Annotated in this window: 17 protein-coding genes; 8 read left to right on the forward strand and 9 right to left on the reverse strand. The window is 55.8% G+C overall.

What is annotated here, in order from left to right; all coding sequences use genetic code 11:
- Nucleotides 1-37: 37 nt before the first annotated feature.
- The 7 genes from F0Q32_RS10820 (at nt 38) to folA (ending at nt 6,607) form a co-directional block, all read left to right on the forward strand.
- Complete coding sequence (locus F0Q32_RS10820) at nt 38-1,324, forward strand: FAD-dependent oxidoreductase (RefSeq protein WP_149463065.1); 1,287 nt, start codon at nt 38-40, stop codon at nt 1,322-1,324.
- Nucleotides 1,321-1,608, forward strand: coding sequence for a ferredoxin-like protein FixX (gene fixX, locus F0Q32_RS10825; protein ID WP_149463066.1), 288 nt, complete (start codon nt 1,321-1,323; stop codon nt 1,606-1,608). The genes F0Q32_RS10820 and fixX overlap by 4 nt, the downstream gene beginning before the upstream one ends.
- A gap of 123 nt (nt 1,609-1,731) precedes the next feature.
- The gene (locus tag F0Q32_RS10830; protein WP_149463067.1) at nt 1,732-3,063 is read left to right on the forward strand and encodes an MFS transporter; all 1,332 of its coding nucleotides are present in this window, start codon (nt 1,732-1,734) and stop codon (nt 3,061-3,063) included.
- Nucleotides 3,064-3,166: 103 nt separating this feature from the next.
- Nucleotides 3,167-3,400 carry a YgdI/YgdR family lipoprotein gene (locus tag F0Q32_RS10835; RefSeq protein ID WP_149463068.1) on the forward strand — a complete coding sequence of 78 codons (234 nt, stop codon included), beginning with the start codon at nt 3,167-3,169 and terminating at the stop codon, nt 3,398-3,400.
- Between the two features lie 137 nt (nt 3,401-3,537).
- Nucleotides 3,538-4,068, forward strand: a complete 531-nt coding sequence (gene kefF, locus F0Q32_RS10840) for a glutathione-regulated potassium-efflux system oxidoreductase KefF (protein WP_015965962.1) — start codon at nt 3,538-3,540, stop codon at nt 4,066-4,068.
- Nucleotides 4,061-5,929 (forward strand): glutathione-regulated potassium-efflux system protein KefC, encoded by a 1,869-nt coding sequence (kefC, locus tag F0Q32_RS10845; protein ID WP_149463069.1) that lies wholly within the window; start codon nt 4,061-4,063, stop codon nt 5,927-5,929. The genes kefF and kefC overlap by 8 nt, the downstream gene beginning before the upstream one ends.
- Nucleotides 5,930-6,127: 198 nt before the next feature.
- Nucleotides 6,128-6,607, forward strand: coding sequence for a type 3 dihydrofolate reductase (gene folA / locus F0Q32_RS10850; RefSeq protein WP_041686321.1), 480 nt, complete (start codon nt 6,128-6,130; stop codon nt 6,605-6,607).
- A gap of 112 nt (nt 6,608-6,719) precedes the next feature.
- On the opposite strand, the gene apaH is transcribed toward folA, so the two are convergent.
- From apaH to lptD, 6 genes are read right to left on the reverse strand one after another with little or no spacing between them, the layout of a single operon-like run.
- Entirely contained in the window at nt 6,720-7,568 is an 849-nt protein-coding gene (apaH, locus tag F0Q32_RS10855; RefSeq protein WP_149463070.1) for a bis(5'-nucleosyl)-tetraphosphatase (symmetrical) ApaH, read from the reverse strand.
- Nucleotides 7,569-7,574: 6 nt separating this feature from the next.
- The gene (apaG, locus tag F0Q32_RS10860; RefSeq protein ID WP_149463071.1) at nt 7,575-7,952 is read right to left on the reverse strand and encodes a Co2+/Mg2+ efflux protein ApaG; all 378 of its coding nucleotides are present in this window, start codon (nt 7,950-7,952) and stop codon (nt 7,575-7,577) included.
- 3 nt (nt 7,953-7,955) lie between these two features.
- A complete protein-coding gene (rsmA, locus tag F0Q32_RS10865) occupies nt 7,956-8,777 on the reverse strand; it encodes a 16S rRNA (adenine(1518)-N(6)/adenine(1519)-N(6))-dimethyltransferase RsmA (protein ID WP_108475510.1) in 822 nt (273 codons plus the stop codon).
- Nucleotides 8,774-9,763, reverse strand: coding sequence for a 4-hydroxythreonine-4-phosphate dehydrogenase PdxA (gene pdxA, locus F0Q32_RS10870; protein WP_149463072.1), 990 nt, complete (start codon nt 9,761-9,763; stop codon nt 8,774-8,776). The genes rsmA and pdxA overlap by 4 nt, the downstream gene beginning before the upstream one ends.
- A complete protein-coding gene (surA, locus tag F0Q32_RS10875; RefSeq protein WP_149463073.1) occupies nt 9,763-11,049 on the reverse strand; it encodes a peptidylprolyl isomerase SurA in 1,287 nt (428 codons plus the stop codon). The genes pdxA and surA overlap by 1 nt, the downstream gene beginning before the upstream one ends.
- Nucleotides 11,050-11,105: 56 nt before the next feature.
- Nucleotides 11,106-13,445, reverse strand: coding sequence for an LPS assembly protein LptD (gene lptD, locus F0Q32_RS10880; protein WP_149463074.1), 2,340 nt, complete (start codon nt 13,443-13,445; stop codon nt 11,106-11,108).
- Between the two features lie 184 nt (nt 13,446-13,629).
- On the opposite strand from lptD, the gene djlA reads away from it, so the two are divergent.
- Nucleotides 13,630-14,448 carry a co-chaperone DjlA gene (djlA, locus tag F0Q32_RS10885; protein WP_149463075.1) on the forward strand — a complete coding sequence of 273 codons (819 nt, stop codon included), beginning with the start codon at nt 13,630-13,632 and terminating at the stop codon, nt 14,446-14,448.
- 120 nt (nt 14,449-14,568) lie between these two features.
- Here the strand turns inward: djlA and rluA are convergent, their stop codons facing one another.
- From rluA to polB, 3 genes are all read right to left on the reverse strand, one after another.
- On the reverse strand, nt 14,569-15,228 hold the full coding sequence (gene rluA / locus F0Q32_RS10890) for a bifunctional tRNA pseudouridine(32) synthase/23S rRNA pseudouridine(746) synthase RluA (RefSeq protein ID WP_149463076.1): 660 nt from the start codon (nt 15,226-15,228) through the stop codon (nt 14,569-14,571).
- A 12-nt stretch (nt 15,229-15,240) separates the two neighbouring features.
- Nucleotides 15,241-18,147: an RNA polymerase-associated protein RapA gene (rapA, locus tag F0Q32_RS10895; RefSeq protein WP_149463077.1), complete on the reverse strand. Its 2,907-nt coding sequence runs from the start codon at nt 18,145-18,147 to the stop codon at nt 15,241-15,243.
- A 132-nt stretch (nt 18,148-18,279) separates the two neighbouring features.
- Nucleotides 18,280-20,637, reverse strand: coding sequence for a DNA polymerase II (gene polB, locus F0Q32_RS10900; RefSeq protein ID WP_149463078.1), 2,358 nt, complete (start codon nt 20,635-20,637; stop codon nt 18,280-18,282).
- Between the last annotated feature and the right edge of the window lie 52 nt (nt 20,638-20,689).

A 20,689-nucleotide genomic window follows, 5' to 3' on the forward strand; every position in this document is an offset into this window, starting at 1 on the left:
GCGTTTCGCGCCCTGTCTTCTGACTTCTGGAGTGGTTATGTCTGAAGATATCTTTGATGCCATTATCGTCGGTGCCGGGCTTGCGGGTTCGGTGGCGGCGCTGGTGCTGGCCCGTGAAGGCGCCGATGTGCTGGTTATCGAACGCGGTAACTCTGCGGGCGCGAAAAATGTTACCGGTGGGCGTATTTATGCCCATAGCCTGGAGCGCATCATTCCTGGCTTTGCCGAAATTGCGCCCGTTGAGCGGCGCATCACCCATGAAAAACTCGCCTTTATGACCGAAAAAGGGGCGATGACCATGGACTACCTCAACATTGAAGAGGCCGGTGCATCGCAGGTCTCTTATTCGGTACTACGCAGTAAATTTGATGCCTGGCTAATGGCGCAGGCGGAAGAGGCGGGCGCGCAGCTGATCACCGGGATCCGCGTCGATAACGTCGTACAGCGGGACGGCAAAGTGGTCGGCGTGGAAGCGGATGGCGATATCCTCGAAGCGAAGGTGGTTATCCTCGCTGACGGTGTGAATTCTCTGCTGGCAGAAAAACTCGGTATGGCGAAGCGCGTGGATGCCGCCAACGTGGCCGTCGGGGTGAAAGAACTGATCGAACTGCCGAAATCGGTGATTGAAGATCGCTTCCAGCTTCAGGGCAACGAAGGCGCGGCCTGCCTGTTTGCCGGATCGCCGACCGATGGCCTGATGGGCGGCGGGTTCCTCTATACCAATGAAGACACGCTTTCACTGGGTCTGGTCTGTGGCTTGCACCATCTGAAAGATGCCAGAAAATCTGTACCGCAGATGCTGGAAGATTTTAAACAGCATCCGGCGGTCGCACCGCTGATTGCGGGCGGAAAAATGGTGGAGTATTCGGCGCACGTGGTACCGGAAGCGGGCATCAATATGCAGCCGGAACTGATCGGCGATGGCGTATTAATCGCCGGTGACGCTGCCGGGATGTGTATGAACCTCGGCTTTACCATTCGTGGTATGGACCTGGCGGTGGCCGCGGGTGAAGCGGCGGCGAAAGCGGTGTTATCCGCAAAACAAAATAATGACTTCAGCCGTAACGGCCTGGCATCTTATCGCCAGCATCTGGATAACGGCCCGATGCGCGATATGCGCATGTATCAGCGCCTGCCCGCGTTCCTCGATAACCCACGGATGTTTACGCGTTACCCGGAAATGGTGGTGGGTGTCGCCCGCGACCTGTTCACTGTTGATGGCAGCGCGCCGGTGCCGATGCGCAAAAAAATCCTTCAGCATGCGAAGAAAGTGGGCTTTATCAATCTGATGAAGGACGGCATTAAAGGAGTGACCGTATTATGACTTCCCCTGTGAATGTCGACGTCAAACTGGGCGTCAATAAATTCAATGTCGATGAAGAAAACCCGCACATCATTTTGAAAACAGACCCTGATAAAGCGGCGCTGGACGTGCTGGTAAAAGCCTGCCCCGCCGGGCTGTATAAAAAGCAGGATGACGGCAGCGTGCGGTTTGATTACGCCGGGTGTCTGGAGTGTGGAACCTGCCGCATTCTTGGCCTTGGGACGGCGCTGGAAAAATGGGAATACCCGCGCGGCACATTTGGCGTGGAATTTCGGTATGGGTGAGGTTTGTGCCGGATGGCGGCGACGCCTTATCCGACCGGGAAAAACTAACGAATGCTCTTCAGGAATATGTAGGCCGGATAAGCGTTAGCGCCATCCGGCAAAAGGAACAAACAGGACACCACCATGCCGCAGCCCAGAAACTTTGATGACATCAAATTCTCCTCGATTCACCGCAGGATCATGCTGTGGGGAAGCGGCGGGCCGTTTCTGGATGGCTATGTGCTGGTGATAATCGGCGTTGCGCTCGAGCAGCTCACGCCTTTCCTGAAACTGGACGCAGAATGGATTGGTTTGCTCGGTGCGGCGACGCTGGCCGGGTTATTCGTCGGCACCACGCTGTTTGGCTACATTTCCGATAAAGTCGGACGGCGTAAAATGTTCCTCATCGATATCATCGCCATTGGGGTGATATCGGTCGCCACCATGTTTGTCTCTTCGCCCGTTGAGCTGCTGGTAATGCGCGTACTGATTGGCATTGTGATTGGTGCGGATTACCCCATCGCTACCTCCATGATCACCGAATTTTCCAATACCCGTCAGCGTGCGTTCTCCATCGGTTTTATCGCCGCGATGTGGTACGTCGGTGCGACCTGCGCCAACCTGGTGGGATACTGCTTGTATGACGTTGAGGGCGGCTGGCGCTGGATGCTGGGCAGCGCTTTTATTCCTTGCCTGATCATTCTGATTGGTCGTTTCGACCTGCCGGAATCGCCGCGCTGGCTGCTGCGCAAGGGAAGGGTGGAAGAGTGCCAGCAGATGATGATCAAACTGTTTGGCGAACCCGTCACATTCGATGATGAACCACCGAAAGAGACGCGCTTCCTGCAACTCTTCAATCGTCGCCATTTCCCGTTTGTGCTGTTTGTCGCCGCCATCTGGACTTGCCAGGTGATCCCCATGTTCGCTATCTACACCTTCGGGCCGCAAATCGTCGGCCTGTTGGGTTGGGAGCAGGGCAGAAGTGCGGCGCTCGGTAACGTGGTGATCAGCCTCTTCTTTATGCTGGGCTGCGTGCCGGCGATGTTCTGGCTTAACAGCGTTGGAAGGCGAATGTTGCTCATCGGCAGTTTTTTGATGATGACGCTGGCGCTGGCCTTGCTCGGCGTGGTGTCTAACCTGGGGATTGGGCTGGTGGTGTTCGCGTTTGCGGTGTACGCATTTTTCTCCGGTGGGCCGGGTATTCTGCAATGGCTCTATCCTAATGAGCTTTTCCCAACGGATATCCGCGCGTCTGCCGTGGGGGTGATCATGTCGCTGAGCCGGGTGGGGACGATAATCTCGACCTGGGCGCTGCCGGTATTTATTACCCGCGATGGGATTAACAATGTGATGTTGATTGGCGCGGGGATTTCCTTCGTCGGGCTGGCTATTTCCGTGATGTTTGCGCCGGAAACGCGGGGCATGTCGCTGACGCAGACGGCAAATATGACGATTCGTGGCAAGCCAGTGCCCTGAAAAAGTCACCTTAGGAGTGTTCTGGTTCTTACACGTACATCAGCACGTTAGTCTATAGTTAACAATTAATTGACAAAAGATGTCTGAGAACAGGGAGAACACTATGCAAAAACATATCGTAATCACCTCTATTTTAACTGCCGCAGCACTGTTTACCGTCGCGGGCTGTTCATCGAATCAGTCTGTGAAAACCACCGATGGCCGGACGATTGTGACCGACGGCAAGCCGCAGGTGGACGATGACACCGGGCTGGTCTCTTACGAAAATGCTGAAACCGGCAAAACTGAGCAGATTAACCGTGACCAGGTTAAATCCATGAACGAGCTCAACAACTGATTTTTGATTTGATGATGGGTGGCCGCGCCACCCACGTACCTGTCGCGCAACTCCCCCTAATTGTACTGTTAGCCAGGCCTCTGGCGGTCTACACTGTGTTTGTTACATAACAATAATGCAGTGAAAACAGGCTAAACATGATTCTCATTATTTATGCGCATCCTTATCCGCAGCACTCGCATGCGAATAAGCGGATGCTTGATCAGGTAAGGACGCTGGACGATGTAGAGGTTCGCTCCCTCTACAGCCTCTATCCAGATTTCAATATCGATATCGCCGCGGAGCAGGACGCGCTTAGCCGCGCTGACCTCATCATCCTTCAACACCCTATGCAATGGTACAGCACGCCGCCGCTGCTTAAGCTGTGGATGGACAAAGTGCTGTCGCATGGCTGGGCGTATGGTCACGGCGGAACCGCGCTGCACGGTAAAAGTATGCTGTGGGCGGTCACCACCGGCGGGGCAGAAAGCCATTTTGAAATTGGCTCACACCCTGGGTTTGACGTGCTGGCGCAGCCGCTGGAGGCAACGGCGATTTACTGCGGCCTGAAGTGGCTGCCGCCGTTTACTCTTCACAGCACCTTTATCTGCGACGAAGAAACGCTGCAGGCGAAGGCCCGTCATTACAAACAGCGTTTGCTGGCCTGGCAGGAGGATAACCGTGGATAACCATACTCTGATTCAGGCGCTGATTTATCTGGGCTCCGCCGCGCTGATTGTACCGATCGCCGTTCGTCTCGGGCTGGGCTCGGTGCTCGGTTATCTGATTGCCGGTTGTATTATCGGCCCGTGGGGCCTGCGCCTGGTGACTGACGCGGAGTCGATTCTGCACTTCGCCGAAATTGGCGTGGTATTGATGCTGTTCGTCATTGGCCTTGAGCTGGACCCGAAACGTTTGTGGAAACTGCGCGCCTCGGTATTTGGCGGCGGCCTGCTGCAGATGGTGGTGTGCGGTGCCTTAATTGGCTTGTTCTGTATGTTCCTCGGCCTGCGCTGGCAGGTGGCGGAACTGATCGGTATGACGCTGGCGCTCTCTTCAACGGCGATTGCCATGCAGGCAATGAACGAACGTAATTTGACCGTCTCTCAGGTCGGACGTAGCGCATTTGCAGTGCTGTTGTTCCAGGATATCGCGGCAATCCCGCTGGTGGCGATGATCCCGCTGCTGGCGACCAGCGGGGCATCCACCACGTTGGGCGCATTTGCCTTTTCTGCGCTTAAGGTGGCAGGAGCACTGGTGCTGGTGGTCCTGCTGGGGCGCTACGTCACGCGGCCCGTACTGCGTTTTGTGGCGCGTTCCGGCCTGCGAGAAGTGTTCAGCGCCGTGGCGCTGTTCCTGGTCTTCGGTTTTGGTTTCCTGCTGGAAGAAGTGGGCCTGTCGATGGCGATGGGCGCGTTTTTGGCGGGCGTATTGCTGGCGAGTTCGGAATACCGACACGCGCTGGAAAGCGATATTGAACCGTTTAAAGGCTTGTTGCTGGGGTTGTTCTTCATTGGCGTCGGTATGTCTATCGACTTCGGCACGCTTATCGATCACCCGCTGCGTATTGTGACGCTGCTGTTTGGCTTCCTGATTATTAAATCGGTCATGCTGTGGCTTATCGCGAAACCGTTGCAGGTACCGCGCTCGCAGCGCGCCTGGTTTGCGGTATTGCTGGGGCAGGGGAGTGAATTCGCGTTCGTCGTCTTTGGCGCGGCGCAGATGGCAAACGTGCTGGACGCTGACTGGGCGAAAGCCCTGACGCTGGCGGTGGCCTTGTCGATGGCGGCGACCCCGATTTTGCTGGTGCTGCTGACCCGCATGGAAGCACGTAAAAGCGGCGGTGAACAGCGTGAAGCGGATCAGATTGATGAAGAGCAGCCGCGCGTGATTATCGCCGGCTTTGGTCGTTACGGCCAGATAACCGGTCGTCTGCTGCTCTCCAGCGGCGTGAAAATGGTTATCCTCGATCACGATCCGGATCACGTCGATACCCTGCGTAAATTCGACATGAAGGTCTTTTACGGCGATGCGACGCGCGTCGATATGCTGGAATCGGCGGGAGCGGCGAAAGCGGAAGTGCTGATTAATGCTATCGACGATCCACAAACCAGCTTACAGCTGACTGAACTGGTGAAAGAGCACTTCCCTAACCTGACAGTCATTGCTCGTGCGCGCGACGTAGAGCATTACATTCAGTTGCGTCAGGCGGGGGTAGAATCGCCGGAACGTGAAACCTTCGAGGGTGCGCTGAAGTCGGGCCGCATGGCGCTGGAATCGTTAGGGTTGGGCGCTTATGAGGCGCGGGAACGCGCTGATCTGTTCCGCCGTTTTAATACCCGTATGGTGGAAGAGATGGTGGAAATGGCTGAGAACGATGCCTCCTCGCGTGCGGCCGTGTTTAAACGCACCAGCGCGATGCTGACGGAAATCATTAACGAAGACCGTAATCATCTGTCGGTGATTCAGCGTCACGGCTGGCAGGGAACGGAAGAGGGCAAACACAGTGGCAACCCCGCTGATGAACCAGAGGTTAAGCCCTCTGCCTGAAGGTAAAAATGTGATGTTACGCAGGCTTTACGTCTAACTCGCTGTTTCTATTTACCTGTAATGCTGGCGGTCCACTTCACACCCGTGGGCTCGCCAGCAATTCTGAAAATTTTCGTATTCTTTACTCTGCGCCCAGTCGACGAAAGATTATGCTTTCCGTATAGTGGCGACAATTTTTTTGTATCCGGGAAACACTCAATGATCAGTCTGATTGCTGCGCTAGCGGTAGATCGCGTCATCGGCATGGAAAACGCCATGCCCTGGAATCTCCCCGCCGATCTGGCGTGGTTTAAACGCAACACGCTTAACAAACCTGTCGTGATGGGTCGTCTGACCTGGGAATCGATCGGTCGCCCGTTGCCGGGCCGTAAAAACATTGTCATCAGCAGCCAGCCGGGCACAGACGACCGTGTTCAGTGGGTTAAATCTGTGGATGAAGCCATTGCCGCCTGCGGCGATGTCGAAGAAATTATGGTGATTGGCGGCGGTCGTGTTTACGAGCAGTTCCTGCCGAAAGCGCACAAGCTGTATCTGACGCATATTGATGCGGAAGTGGAAGGCGACACGCACTTCCCGGATTACGATCCGGACCAGTGGGAATCTGTGTTCAGCGAATTCCACGATGCGGATGAGCAGAATTCGCACAGTTACTGCTTTGAGATTTTAGAGCGTCGATAGGGCCCTCACCCCGGCCCTCTCCCACAGGGAGAGGGAGAAAATCGGTGCCGGGTTCAATATTGAGCAGAGACGTTTCCCTCTCCCTGTGGGAGAGGGTTAGGGTGAGGGGGCATTACGACGCCACAGCCTCACCCATTCCGGGATCGATATGTCGATTCGAAGCCTGAGTGAAATACTGCTTATCTTCCCAGCGCAGGCAGGTTAACTCTCCGCCCCAGCAGCAGCCCGTATCCAGTGCGTACACGCCTTCCGGCGTACCGCGACCTTCCAGAGACGCCCAATGGCCGAACACCACGCTGTACTCCTCCGTCACCGGCCCTGGTATCGCAAACCACGGTTTCAGCGGCGCAGGAGCGTTTTCCGGCGCTTCTTTGGTGTACATATCCAGTTGCCCGTTTGGGAAACAGTAGCGCATGCGGGTGAACGCGTTAGTGATAAAACGCAGACGTGCCAGGCCCGTTAACTGCGGCGACCAGTTATTCGGCATATCGCCATACATGGCGTCCAGGAAAAAGGGATAGGAGTCGCTCGACAGCACCGCTTCAACGTCGCGTGCGCACTGTTTTGCTGTTTCCATGTCCCATTGCGGGGTAATCCCTGCGTGGGCCATCACCAGCTTTTTCTCTTCATCCACCTGCATCAGAGGCTGACGACGCAGCCAGTTCAGGAGTTCGTCGGCGTCCGGGGCTTCCAGCAGCGCGTTTAGCCTGTCTTTGGGCTTATTGCGGCTGATCCCGGCAAAGACTGCCAGCAGATGCAGGTCATGATTACCGAGGACGATACGCACGTCGTCGCCCATCGATTTAACATAGCGCAGCACGTCCAGAGAGCCAGGGCCGCGCGCGACCAGGTCGCCGGTCAGCCACAACGTGTCTGTCCCTGGGGTAAACTCCACCTGATCGAGCAATGCGATCAACTCATCAAAGCAACCGTGAATGTCGCCAATAAGGTATGTAGCCATGTGTTTTTAATGGATTAGTGTCGGGACAAAGAGACGGAATACGGGAATGTCGACAGAGAACGGTTTGCCGTCGATATCGACCATTTCATAGCGGCCCTGCATGGTGCCAAGCGGGGTTTCGAGCACCGCACCGCTGGTGTACTGATATTCGTCACCGGGTGCGATATGCGGCTGGACGCCAACGACGCCCTCGCCCTGTACTTCGGTTTCACGACCATGGCCGTTGGTGATGAGCCAGTAGCGGCCCAGTAGCTGAACCTGAGTTCGCCCGAGATTGCGGATGGTTACCGTGTAGGCGAAGACATAACGCTCTTCGTCCGGTAGAGACTGCGATTCAATGTAAACACTTTGAACCTGGACGCAAACTCGCGGCGAATCAATCATGGTTTAGCTCTCCTTCGGCGGCGCGTTCTCTGCCAGATAGTTGGCCATCTTGCAGTACTGCGCAACAGAGATATTTTCTGCCCGCATCGTCGGGTCGACGCCCAGCTCTGTCAGAACTTCAACGCTGAACAGGTTGCCGAGACTGTTGCGGATCGTTTTACGACGCTGGTTAAACGCCTCTGTGGTGATGCGGCTCAGCACGCGCACGTCTTTCACCGGATACGGCATGGTGCTGTGCGGCACCAGACGCACGACGGCGGAATCGACTTTTGGCGGTGGCGTAAAGGCGCTCGGCGGCACTTCGAGTACTGGGATAACCTGGCAGTAATACTGCGCCATCACCGTTAAACGACCATACGCCTTGCTGTTCGGACCTGCAACCAGACGGTTAACCACCTCTTTTTGCAACATGAAGTGCATGTCGGCGATCGCATTAGTATAGCTAAACAGATGGAACATCAGCGGCGTCGAGATGTTATACGGCAGGTTGCCGAATACGCGCAGCGGCTGGCCCAGCGTTTGCGAAAGCTCACCAAAGTTCATGGTCATGGCGTCCTGCTGATAAATGGTCAGCTTCGGCCCCAGGAACGGGTGCGTTTTCAGACGTGCGGCGAGGTCACGGTCAAGTTCGATGACGGTCAGTTCGTCAAGACGTTCGCCAACCGGCTCGGTCAATGCAGCAAGACCCGGGCCGATTTCAACCATCGCCTGGCCTTTCTGCGGATTGATCGCCGAAACGATGCTGTCAATAACGAACTGATCGTTAAGGAAGTTTTGCCCGAAACGTTTACGGGCTAAGTGGCCCTGATGGACTCGATTATTCATTTAGAGTTAACAATCATTTTGATGGCGAGATTAAGCGCCGTAATAAAACTGCCGACCTCTGCTTTTCCGTGACCTGCCAGTTCAAGGGCAGTGCCGTGGTCAACAGAGGTTCGAATAAAGGGTAAACCGAGGGTGATATTCACGCCACGGCCAAAGCCCTGGTATTTTAGCACGGGTAGACCCTGATCGTGGTACATTGCGAGCACCGCGTCGGCATTATCGAGATACTTAGGCTGGAAAAGGGTATCGGCAGGCAGCGGCCCGCTCAAATTCATTCCTTTCGCGCGCAGCGTATTCAGCACCGGAATAATGGTGTCGATCTCTTCCGTGCCCATATGGCCGCCTTCGCCCGCGTGCGGGTTGAGGCCACACACCAGAATATGCGGTTGGGCGATACCAAATTTGGTTTGTAGATCGTGATGCAGGATGGTGATCACTTCGTCGAGTAATTCGACCGTGATTGCATCGCTCACGTCCTTTAACGGCAAATGCGTCGTCGCCAGCGCCACGCGCAGTTCTTCCGTCGCCAGCATCATCACCACTTTCGCCGCGAGCGAGCGCTCTTCAAAGAACTCCGTATGCCCGGTAAAGGGCACGCCTGCGTCGTTAATGATGCCCTTGTGCACCGGCCCGGTAATCAGGGCGGCAAATTCGCCACTCAGACAGCCGTCACAAGCACGTGCCAGCGTATCTACCACATAGTGACCATTCAACGCGTTAAGCTCGCCTGGCGTCACTGGCGCGCGTAGCGGCACAGAGAGCAGGGTGAGCGTACCGGCGCGTTGCGGTAGGGCGGATTCGTCAGGGGAGTAGGGCAGGAGAGAAAGCGGAAGGCCGAGGAGCGTGGCTCGCTCACTGAGGAGTGCGCCATCGGCGCACACCACCAGTTCAACGGGCCAATCGCGCTGGGCGAGCTGGATAACCAGATCCGGACCAATCCCGGCGGGTTCGCCGGGCGTGATCACCACACGATGGGTTGTTGTCATTAGTTGCTCAGAATTTTGACATAAGCGCTGGCGCGTTGTTCCTGCATCCAGGTTGCCGCTTCTTCAGAGAACTTACGGTTCATCAGCATGCGGTAGGCTTTGTCTTTCTGCGCGGCATCGGTGCGGTCAACCTTGCGAGTGTCCAGCAGCTCGATCAGGTGCCAGCCGAAGGAAGAGTGAACCGGGGCGCTCATCTGGCCTTTGTTCAGTTTCATCAGCGCATCGCGGAACGCAGGATCGTACATTTCCGGCGTTGCCCAACCTAAATCACCGCCCTGGTTAGCAGAACCTGGGTCCTGAGAGAGCTCTCTTGCTGCTTTATCGAAGGTGGTTTTACCGCTACGAATATCAGCAGCAACCTGCTCAAGCTTCACGCGCGCCTGCTCGTCGGTCATGATCGGCGACGGTTTCAGCAGAATGTGGCGAGAGTGAACTTCGGTCACGGAGATGCTCTGAGAGCCGCCGCGCATATCGTTGATTTTCAGGATATGGAAGCCGACGCCGGAGCGGATCGGGCCAACGATATCGCCTTTTTTGGCGGTCGTCAGCGCCTGCGCAAAGATACCCGGCAGTTCCTGAATGCGGCCCCAGCCCATCTGCCCGCCTTTCAGCGCCTGCTGGTCAGCAGAGTAGGAAATAGCGAGTTTACCAAAGTCAGCCCCGCCGCGCGCCTGCTCAACGATAGACTCCGCCTGGCTCTGCGCTTCGTTCACCTGGTCAGAAGACGGGTTTTCCGGCAGCGGAATCAGGATGTGGCTCAGATTCAGTTCGGTGCTGGCATCGTTCTGGTCGCCAATCTGGCTTGCCAGCGCGTCCACTTCCTGCGGCAGGACGGAAACGCGGCGACGCACTTCGTTGTTACGCACTTCAGAGATGATCATCTCTTTGCGGATCTGGCTGCGATAGGTGCTGTAGTTCAGACCATCGTAAGCCAGACGGCTGCGCATTTGATCCAGCGTCATGTTGTTCTGCTTCGCGATATTCGCGATAGCCTGATCCAGTTGATCGTCAGAGATTTTGACGCCCATTTTCTGACCCATCTGCAGCAGGATCTGGTCCATGATCAGACGTTCCAGAATCTGGTGGCGCAGAGTCGCGTCGTCCGGCAGTTGTTGCCCCGCCTGGCCCGCGTTGAGCTTGACGGATTGCATCAGACCGTTGACGTCGCTCTCAAGTACGACACCATTGTTTACGACGGCTGCTACTTTATCGACAACCTGTGGGGCGGCGAAACTGGTATTCGCGACTAACGCGATACCAAGAAGCAGCGTTTTCCAGTTCTTCATACTTTTTCCATTTCAATTAACAAACCGCTCGGCGGCTTAAGTTTCTGTCAGTGTCGTTACAATGAGTTCTGGTACGGCAGTATGTTCGAACGCAGCATTTGCTGGGTACCCAGACCATAGTTCGAACTCAATCCACGAAGCTCAATATTAAAGCCGATTACGTTGTCGTAGACGGCGTGATCTTTCGCCCCTTCGTTATCCCAGCCGTTCAGCTTACGTTCGTAGCCGACACGGATGGCATAGCAGCAGGAGTTATACTGCACGCCCAGCATTTGATCGGCCGGTTTGTGACTGTTGGTGTCGAAGTAGTATGCGCCAACAACAGACCAGCGATCGGCAATTGGCCAACTCGCTACGCCGCCCACCTGCGAAATCCCGTTCTTATACTGCTCTGATGTCGAGTAGTTAGACGGCAATGTCGCCTGGATATATTCCGGGCTGGCGTAACGGTAACTCAACTGGACTAAACGGTCCTGGTCACGGCGATACTCAAGGGTGGTGCTACTGGTGGAGATGTTATCCAGACGTTTATCGTACTGGATGCCGCCACGTAGGCCCCAACGGTCGGTCAGACGTAAATAGGTGTCTCCCGCCCACACCAACGAACCGGTGTTGTCATCATTTTGCCAGGTCGTTGTATCATCACCGGTACGAGACTCGGTGAAATAGTAGATTTGACCAATAGAAACGTTAAAACGTTCAATCGCCGATTCATCATATACGCGAGATGTGAGGCCGGTCGTCACCTGGTTGGCTGACGCAATGCGGTCAAGGCCGCCGTAGGTACGGTCGCGGAACAGCCCGCTGTAATCGGATTGCAGCAGCGAAGAGTCGTAGTTGTAGATGTTGCTCTGATCGCGATAAGGCACGTACAGGTACTGCGCGCGCGGTTCCAGCGTCTGGGTATAGCCCGCAGACCAGTCCATATCGCGCTCAAACACCATCTTACCGTCGACTTTAAACTGCGGCATCGTGCGGTTTACCGAGTCATCGTACCGGGTATTTTCAACGTTCTTTTGCTGATAATGAGTCGCTAACAGCTTCGCTTCAGTGTTCAGGCTCCCCCAGCCGTTAGACAGCGGCAGGTTGATTGTCGGCTCAAGGTGCAGACGCGTCGCTTCCGGACGATTGCTGTTGGTGTTAACGAAATTCACCGCCTGGCCGTAGATACGCGTATCAAACGGCCCAACATCGTTCTGATAGAAGTTCACATCCAACTGCGGCTCAGCAGAGTAGGAGTTACTGTTGTTACGGTCGAAGACCTGGAACTGTTTCGTTGACACGGTGGCGTCGAAGTTCTGCACTGCATAGCCAACGCTGAATTTTTGCGTGGCGTAGCCGTCGGTACTGGAACCGTATTTGGAGTCAAAGTCGTTGAAGTAGTTCGGGTCGCTGACTTTGGTGTAGTCGACGTTGAAGCGCCACACCTGATCCAGCACGCCCGCATGACGCCAGTAGAACATCCAACGACGGCTGTTATCGTCATCCGGATGCTCATCGCTATAGACCTTATCCGATGGCAGGTAATCGAGTTCCATTAAACCTGCGCCCGCTTTGGTCAGGTAACGGAATTCGTTCTCCCACATGATGCCGCCACGCCGGTGCATATAGTGCGGCGTGATGGTCGCATCCATGTTCGGCGCGATGTTCCAGTAGTAAGGCAAATAGAACTCAAAGTAGTTCTTGGTGCTGTACCGGGCATTGGGGATCAGGAAACCAGACCGGCGCTTATCGCCGATCGGTAACTGTAAATAAGGGCTATAAAAGACCGGAACCGGACCGACTTTAAATCGGGCGTTCCAGATTTCCGCAACTTCTTCTTCACGGTCCTGGATAACTTCAGAACCAACAACGCTCCAGGTGTTTGAACCCGGCAGACACGACGTGAAGGTGCCGTTTTCCAGAATGGTATAACGGTTTTCGCCGCGCTGTTTCATCAGATCCGCCGTCCCGCGGCCCTGACGACCCACCATCTGGTAGTCACCTTCCCAGACGTTGGTATCTTTCGTATTGAGATTCGACCAGGCTTTCGGACCTTTCAGGATCACCTGGTTATCGTCATAGTGTACATTACCGAGGGCATCAACCGTGCGCACGGGCGCCGTCTGGCCTTCAGGCTGTTTTTGATGAAGCTGAACTTCATCGGCCTGCAAGCGGCTATTTCCCTGGTTGATATCGACGTTGCCGGTAAACACCGCGTCATCAGGGTAGTTCCCTTTTGCGTGATCGGCGTTAATCGTGACAGGCAGATCGTTAGTCTCGCCTTTCACCAATGGACGGTCGTAGCTCGGCACGCCCAGCATACATTGCGAAGCGAGATCGGCAGCCATGCCCTGCTGGCTGTACAAGGCACTGGCAATCATAGTCGCCAGGAGGGTGGGAATACGTTTTTTCATACGTTGTATTTGTTGTTCCGTCATCTATAGCATTGCGGCTTGCAAACGGTCAGAGACTAACGTACTCAACGGCTTGACGCTAGTACTTATCCTGCCCGTCCCGGCCAGAGGTGTTAGGCACGGCATTGAATGACGGGTATGATAATGCATATTTTAGCCGCTGGCATGACGATTTGGGGAGTATATGCAGTATTGGGGTAAAGTGATTGGTGTGGCCATCGCCTTAATGATGGGTGGCGGGTTCTGGGGCGTAGTCCTCGGATTGCTCGTGGGCCACATGTTTGACAAGGCGCGCAGCCGCCGGATGAACTGGTTTGCGAATCAACAGGAGCGTCAGTCTCTCTTTTTTGCCACCACCTTTGAAGTCATGGGACACCTGACCAAATCGAAAGGGCGTGTTACGGAAGCGGATATTCATATCGCCAGTCTGTTAATGGACCGAATGAACCTGCACGGCGCTTCTCGCACTGCGGCGCAGCAGGCGTTTCGCGTGGGCAAATCAGATAACTATCCGCTGCGTGAAAAAATGCGTCAGTTCCGTAGCGTCTGCTTTGGTCGTTTTGATCTGATTAGGATGTTTCTTGAAATTCAGATTCAGGCGGCATTTGCTGACGGTTCACTGCATCCGAATGAACGTGACGTGCTGTATGTGATTGCCGAAGAACTCGGGATTTCACGCGCACAGTTCGATCAGTTCCTGCGCATGATGCAGGGCGGGGCGCAGTTTGGCGGCGGTTATCAGCAGCAGTCGCAAGGCGCAGGCGGCTGGCAACAGGCGCAGCGTGGCCCGACGCTGGAAGATGCCTGCAACGTGCTCGGCGTGAAAAGCACCGACGATGCGACAACAATCAAACGCGCGTACCGCAAGCTGATGAGCGAACATCACCCGGATAAGCTGGTGGCAAAAGGTTTACCACCTGAAATGATGGAGATGGCGAAGCAGAAGGCGCAGGAAATTCAGCGTGCGTACGAGCTGATTAAGGAACAGAAAGGATTTAAGTAGGATTGTACTGTGGGGCCCCTCACCCTAACCCTCTCCCACAGGGAGAGGGGACAGACGGTGCTGTTTGCTCCCTCTCCCTGTGGGAGAGGGCCGGGGTGAGGGCATCAGGCCGCAAAGGCTTCAAAAATCCACCGGTGCTTTAAACGTCATACTGTTGCCAAACTCCGGATGCGTAATGGTCAGCGTCTGCGCGTGCAGTAGCAGACGCGGGGCCATCGCCAGTGCTTCGGGCGTCGCGTAAAAGCGATCGCCCAGAATCGGATGCCCTAACGCCAGCATGTGCACGCGCAACTGGTGCGAGCGCCCGGTAATCGGCTTTAGCAACACGCGGGCGGTGTTATCATCCGCGTACTCCAGCACTTCATACTCCGTCTGCGCCGCTTTGCCGGTTTCGTAACACACTTTCTGCTTAGGTCGGTTCGGCCAGTCGCAAATCAGCGGTAAATCCACCAGACCCTCTGCCGGTTTTGGGTGCCCCCAAACGCGTGCCACGTACTGTTTTTTCGGTTCGCGTTCGCGGAACTGACGTTTAAGCTCGCGCTCAGCCGCTTTGGTCAGGGCCACCACAATCACACCGCTGGTCGCCATATCCAGGCGATGGACGGATTCGGCCTGCGGATAGTCGCGCTGCACGCGCAGCATCACGCTATCTTTATGCTCTTCCTGACGGCCCGGCACGGACAACAAGCCGCTTGGCTTGTTGACCACCATAATGTGCTCGTCCTGATAGAGAATAACCAGCCACGGATCCTGCGGCGGATTGTAGTTTTCCATTCCCATAGCGGGCTCCTGTTACTGGTGCGTCACGACGATAAGGCGCAACGCATCCAGACGCCAGCCAGCCTGCGACAGGCTTTCCATCACCTGCTGGCGGTTGCTTTCAATAGCGGAAAGCTCGTCATCACGAATGTTCGGGTTCACCGCTTTCAGGGCTTCCAGACGCGACAGTTCGGCACTCAGTTTTTCATCCGCTTCACTGCGAGCAGAATCGATCAGCGCCTGCGCGGCTTTGGCAATCTGGCCTTCACCCAGCTGCAGAATCGCGTGGACGTCCTGCTGTACGGCGTTAACCAGCTTGCTGCCCGTGTGGCGGTTTACCGCGCTCAACTGGCGGTTGAAGGTTTCAAATTCCACCTGTGCCGCCAGGTTGGTGCCGTTTTTATCCAGCAGCATGCGCACCGGCGTTGGCGGCAGGAAGCGGTTGAGCTGCAGTTGTTTCGGCGCATTGGCTTCCACGACGTAAATCAGTTCGACCAGCAGCGTACCGACCGGAAGCGCTTTGTTTTTCAGCAGGGAAATTGTGCTGCTGCCCGTATCGCCGGAGAGGATAAGATCCAGACCATTGTGGATAATCGGGTGTTCCCAGGTGAGGAACTGCGCGTCTTCACGGGACAGCGCAATATCACGCTCGAAGGTCACTGTGCAGCCATCTTCCGGCAGGCCCGGGAAGTCAGGGACCAGCATATGGTCAGATGGCGTCAGGACAATCAGGTTCTCGCCACGATCGTCCTGGTTGATACCGACGATATCAAACAGGTTCATGGCGAAGGCGATCAGGTTAGTGTCGTCATCCTGCTCTTCAATACTTTCGGCGAGCGCCTGCGCTTTCTCTCCGCCGTTGGAGTGGATTTCCAGTAGACGGTCACGGCCCTGTTCCAGCTGCGCTTTCAGCGCATCGTGCTGTTCGCGACAGGTTTTTATCAGTTCATCAAAGCCTTCGCTGTTTTCCGGCGCGGCTAAGTAGTTGATTAACTGATCGTGCACGCTGTCATAGATGGTGCGACCGGTCGGGCAGGTGTGCTCGAACGCGTCGAGACCTTCATGGAACCAGCGAACCAGCACGGACTGCGCGGTGCGTTCCAGATAGGGCACGTGGATTTGAATATCGTGCGCCTGACCGATACGGTCCAGACGACCAATACGCTGCTCCAGCAGGTCCGGGTTGAACGGCAGGTCAAACATCACCAGGTTGCTGGCAAACTGGAAGTTACGCCCTTCAGAACCGATTTCAGAACACAGCAGCACCTGCGCGCCGCTGTCTTCTTCACCAAACCAGGCCGCAGCGCGGTCGCGTTCGATGATCGACATCCCTTCATGGAACACGGCGGCGCGGATACCCTCGCGCTCGCGCAGAACCTGTTCCAGTTGCAGCGCGGTGGCGGCTTTGGCGCAAATCACCAGCACTTTCTGTGAGCGGTGGCTGGTCAGGTAACCCATCAGCCATTCCACGCGCGGGTCGAAGTTCCACCAGGTGCCGGTATCGCCTTCAAATTCCTGATAAATCTGTTCCGGGTAAAGCATGTCGCGAGCGCGTTCTTCCGCACTCTTACGCGCGCCCATAATGCCGGAGACTTTAATCGCGGTTTGATACTGCGTCGGCAGCGGCAGTTTGATGGTGTGCAGCTCGCGTTTCGGGAACCCTTTCACACCGTTACGGGTATTGCGGAACAGCACGCGGCTGGTGCCGTGGCGGTCCATCAGCATGCTGATCAGCTCCTGGCGTGCGGCTTCTGCGCCGTCGCGGTCGCTGTTCGCCGTTTGCAGCAGGGCTTCGATATCCTGCTCGCCAATCAACTCGCCCAGGGTGTTCAGCTCGTCGTTGCTGAGTTTGTTGCCCGCCAGCAGCAGCGCGACCGCGTCGGCCACCGGGCGATAGTTTTTCTGTTCTTCGACAAACTGCTCAAAATCGTGGAAGCGGTTCGGGTCGAGCAGGCGCAAACGCGCAAAATGGCTCTCCATCCCCAGCTGTTCCGGCGTCGCGGTCAGCAGCAGGACGCCCGGCACGCGTTCCGCCAACTGTTCGATGCACTGATATTCACGGCTTGGCGCCTCTTCGCTCCACACCAGGTGATGGGCTTCATCGACCACCATGATGTCCCATTCGGCGTCGCACAAATGCTCCAGACGCTGCTTGTTACGACGCACGAAGTCCAGCGAGCAAATGACCAGCTGTTCGGTCTCAAACGGGTTATAGGCGTCGTGCTGCGCTTCGGCATAACGCTCATCGTCAAACAGCGCAAAGCGCAGGTTGAAGCGGCGCAGCATCTCAACCAGCCACTGGTGCTGGAGGGTTTCCGGCACAATGATCAACACGCGCTGGGCCGCGCCAGAAAGCAACTGCTGATGCAGGATCATCCCGGCTTCGATGGTTTTACCTAAACCGACTTCATCGGCCAGCAGCACGCGCGGCGCGTGGCGACGACCCACATCGTGGGCGATGTTGAGCTGGTGAGGGATCAGGCTGGTACGCTGACCACGCAGGCCGCTGTACGGCATGCGGTACTGCTCGCTCTGATATTTACGCGCACGGTAACGCAGGGCAAAGCGATCCATACGGTCGATTTGCCCGGCAAACAGGCGGTCTTGTGGTTTGCTGAAAACCAGTTTGCTGTCGAGCAGCACTTCGCGCAGCACGACATTGGCTTCTTCCGTATCCAGACGGGTGCCAACATAGGCCAACAGGCCTTTTTCTTCAATAACTTCATCAACGTGCAACTGCCAGCCATCATGGCTTGTGATCGTGTCGCCAGGATTGAACATCACGCGGGTCACGGGGGAGTCGCTTCGGGCATACAGACGGTTCTCTCCGGTAGCCGGAAAGAGCAGGGTGACGGTGCGTGCATCCATTGCAACAACAGTACCAAGTCCCAGTTCGCTTTCTGTATCGCTGATCCAGCGTTGACCAAGTGTAAAAGGCATAAGTGTTCGGCTCTATCTCTTTGTAAATTGCAGGCAATACCCATCCACCGCCTGAAGGAGAGGCGGCGAATGAATGAGGTCCAGGAATGGAAAGGGCGCTATGGTACTGGATGGCGCGGCGTTAGTCACCTGTCAAAATAGCCCCAGTTGCCCTGTCACTATTGTAGCAAAATCGTCGTCGACAAAGGGGAGAATTCCTTCAGCAACGGGCGCTAATTGTTTTGTCAGGTAGTGCTCATAATCAAGCGGTGACTGCTGATAATCCAGCGGTTCCGGGCCGCTGGTGGTCCAGACATATTTGATGCTGCCGCGTTGCTGATACTGCAGCGGGCGGCCCAGATGTGCGTTGTGTTCGTCCGCCAGACGCGCCGCGCGCACATGTGGCGGCACGTTGCGCTGATATTCAGCCAGCGGACGGCGCAGGCGCTTGCGATAGACCAGTTTACTGTCGAGCTTACCTGCCATCAGGTTATCGATGGTTTCAAGAATGTAGTCGCGGTAAGGCTCGTTGCGGAAGATGCGCAGATAGAGCTCCTGCTGGAACTGTTGCGCCAGCGGCGTCCAGTCGGTGCGAACCGTTTCGAGACCTTTATAAAGCATTCTTTGTTCCGTACCTTCCTGAATCATCCCGGCGTAACGTTTTTTACTGCCCGTATCGGCGCCGCGAATGGTCGGCATCAGGAAGCGACAAAAGTGGGTTTCAAATTCCAGTTCCAGCGCGCTGGTTAAGCCTGATTTTTGTAGCTCATCGGCCCACCACTGGTTAACAAATTCAACGAGCTCGCGGCCAATTTTCGCCGCGGCGTCTTCATCATGCGCTTTTTTTAGCCATACAAAGGTGGAGTCCGTATCGCCATAGATGACGTCGTAACCTTTGGATTCGATAAGCGCTTTGGTCTGGCGCATGATCGCGTGCCCGCGCATGGTGATCGACGACGCAAGGCGCGGATCAAAAAAGCGGCACGCGCTGGTGCCAAGCACGCCGTAAAACGCATTCATGATGATCTTCAGCGCCTGTGAAAGTGGTTTATTTTTATGCTTTTTAGCTTCATCACGAGCGTGCCAGATTTGACCGACGATCCCCGGCAGGCAATGTTTATCGCGTGAGAACCAGGCGCCGAGAAAACCTTCGGTACTGTGCTCCGTATCCGGCTGGCTCATCCCTTCAACCAGCCCCACCGGGTCAATCAAAAAAGAGCGGATGATTGATGGATACAGGCTTTTATAATCCAGCACCAGAACCGAATCGTACAAACCGGGGCGCGAGTCCATCACGTAGCCGCCGGGGCTCGCCTGCGGCGGCACTTCGCCTAAATTAGGCGCAACATAACCCAGGCGATGCATACGCGGAAAATAGAGGTGGCCGAAGGCGGCAACCGAGCCACCGTGACGGTCAACCGCCAGTCCGTTAACCGTGGCGCGTTCCAGCAGGAATGGCATGATCTCCGTTTTGTGGAAAATCTGCGTCACCAGCTCGCAATCTTTGAGGTTATATTTCGCCAGCGCGGGCTTATCTTCGGCGAAACGGCGGTCAATTTCGTCCATTCTGTCCCACGGATTATCAATCGCTTTGCCTTCGCCCAGCAGTTCTTGCGCCACTGCCTCCAGCGAAAACGAAGAGAAATTCCAGAATGCGGATTTCAGCGCTTCAATGCCGTCGAGAATCAGCCGCCCGTTTGCCTGGGCGAAGAATACGCCATTCTTAAACCCATGCTCGCGCCACTCCAGCTCGCTGTTGCCGCGCCCCAGCATCAGTGGAATGCGGTAACGTTCGGCGTGTTTTTGCAGCACGCGTAAATCGAACTGCACCACGTTCCAGCCGATAATCACATCCGGGTCGTATAGCGCAAACCAGGCGTTAAGTTTTTCTAAAAGCTGCGGGCGGCTGGTGACGTATTCCAGCTCAAAATCCAGCGTTGATGCATCGCCATTAGCCGGGCCGAGCATGTAAACCACGCGCTGGCCACAGCCTTCAATGCCGATACAGTATAGTTCGCCGTGGCGGGTGGTTTCGATATCAATAGAGGCCCACTTTAGCGCAGGGCGATAGGTGTCATGGGGTTTTAGACGCGCATTCACCAGCCCATCACCACGCGCGTCGCCGTCAAACCACACCGGCGCGGTGATAAATCGCTCCATCAGATAGCGTTCTGGCGGGCGTATATCCGCTTCATAAACGGTGATACCGTTTTCGCGCAGCAGTTTATCAAGGCGCATCAACTGGCGATGAGAACGGCAATAGAGGCCAAATACCGGTTGGCGGTGAAAATCTTTTAAGGTGAGCGGGGCAAGGCGAGCATCGCGCTCACCCTTTAACAGACGTTCCGTCTGCGCTCGCTGCGCTTCCGGGATGAAGGCGACGGACTCCTGAGGCGGCAGCGTCACGGCTAGCGGGCCTGCATCCGTCGCCAGCCAGAAGGTGACTTCTGTCCCCTGAGGAGTGTCCCGCCAGTGGCGGGTTAAGATAAAGCCAGCTTGCGCCTGCGCCACACGCGTTTCTCACCTGATGAATAAGCGCTGATTATAACCTGGTTTAGTTGGT

The sequence above is a fragment of the Pseudocitrobacter sp. 73 genome (genome assembly GCF_008369545.1).
Taxonomy (GTDB): Bacteria; Pseudomonadota; Gammaproteobacteria; order Enterobacterales; family Enterobacteriaceae; genus Pseudocitrobacter; species Pseudocitrobacter vendiensis.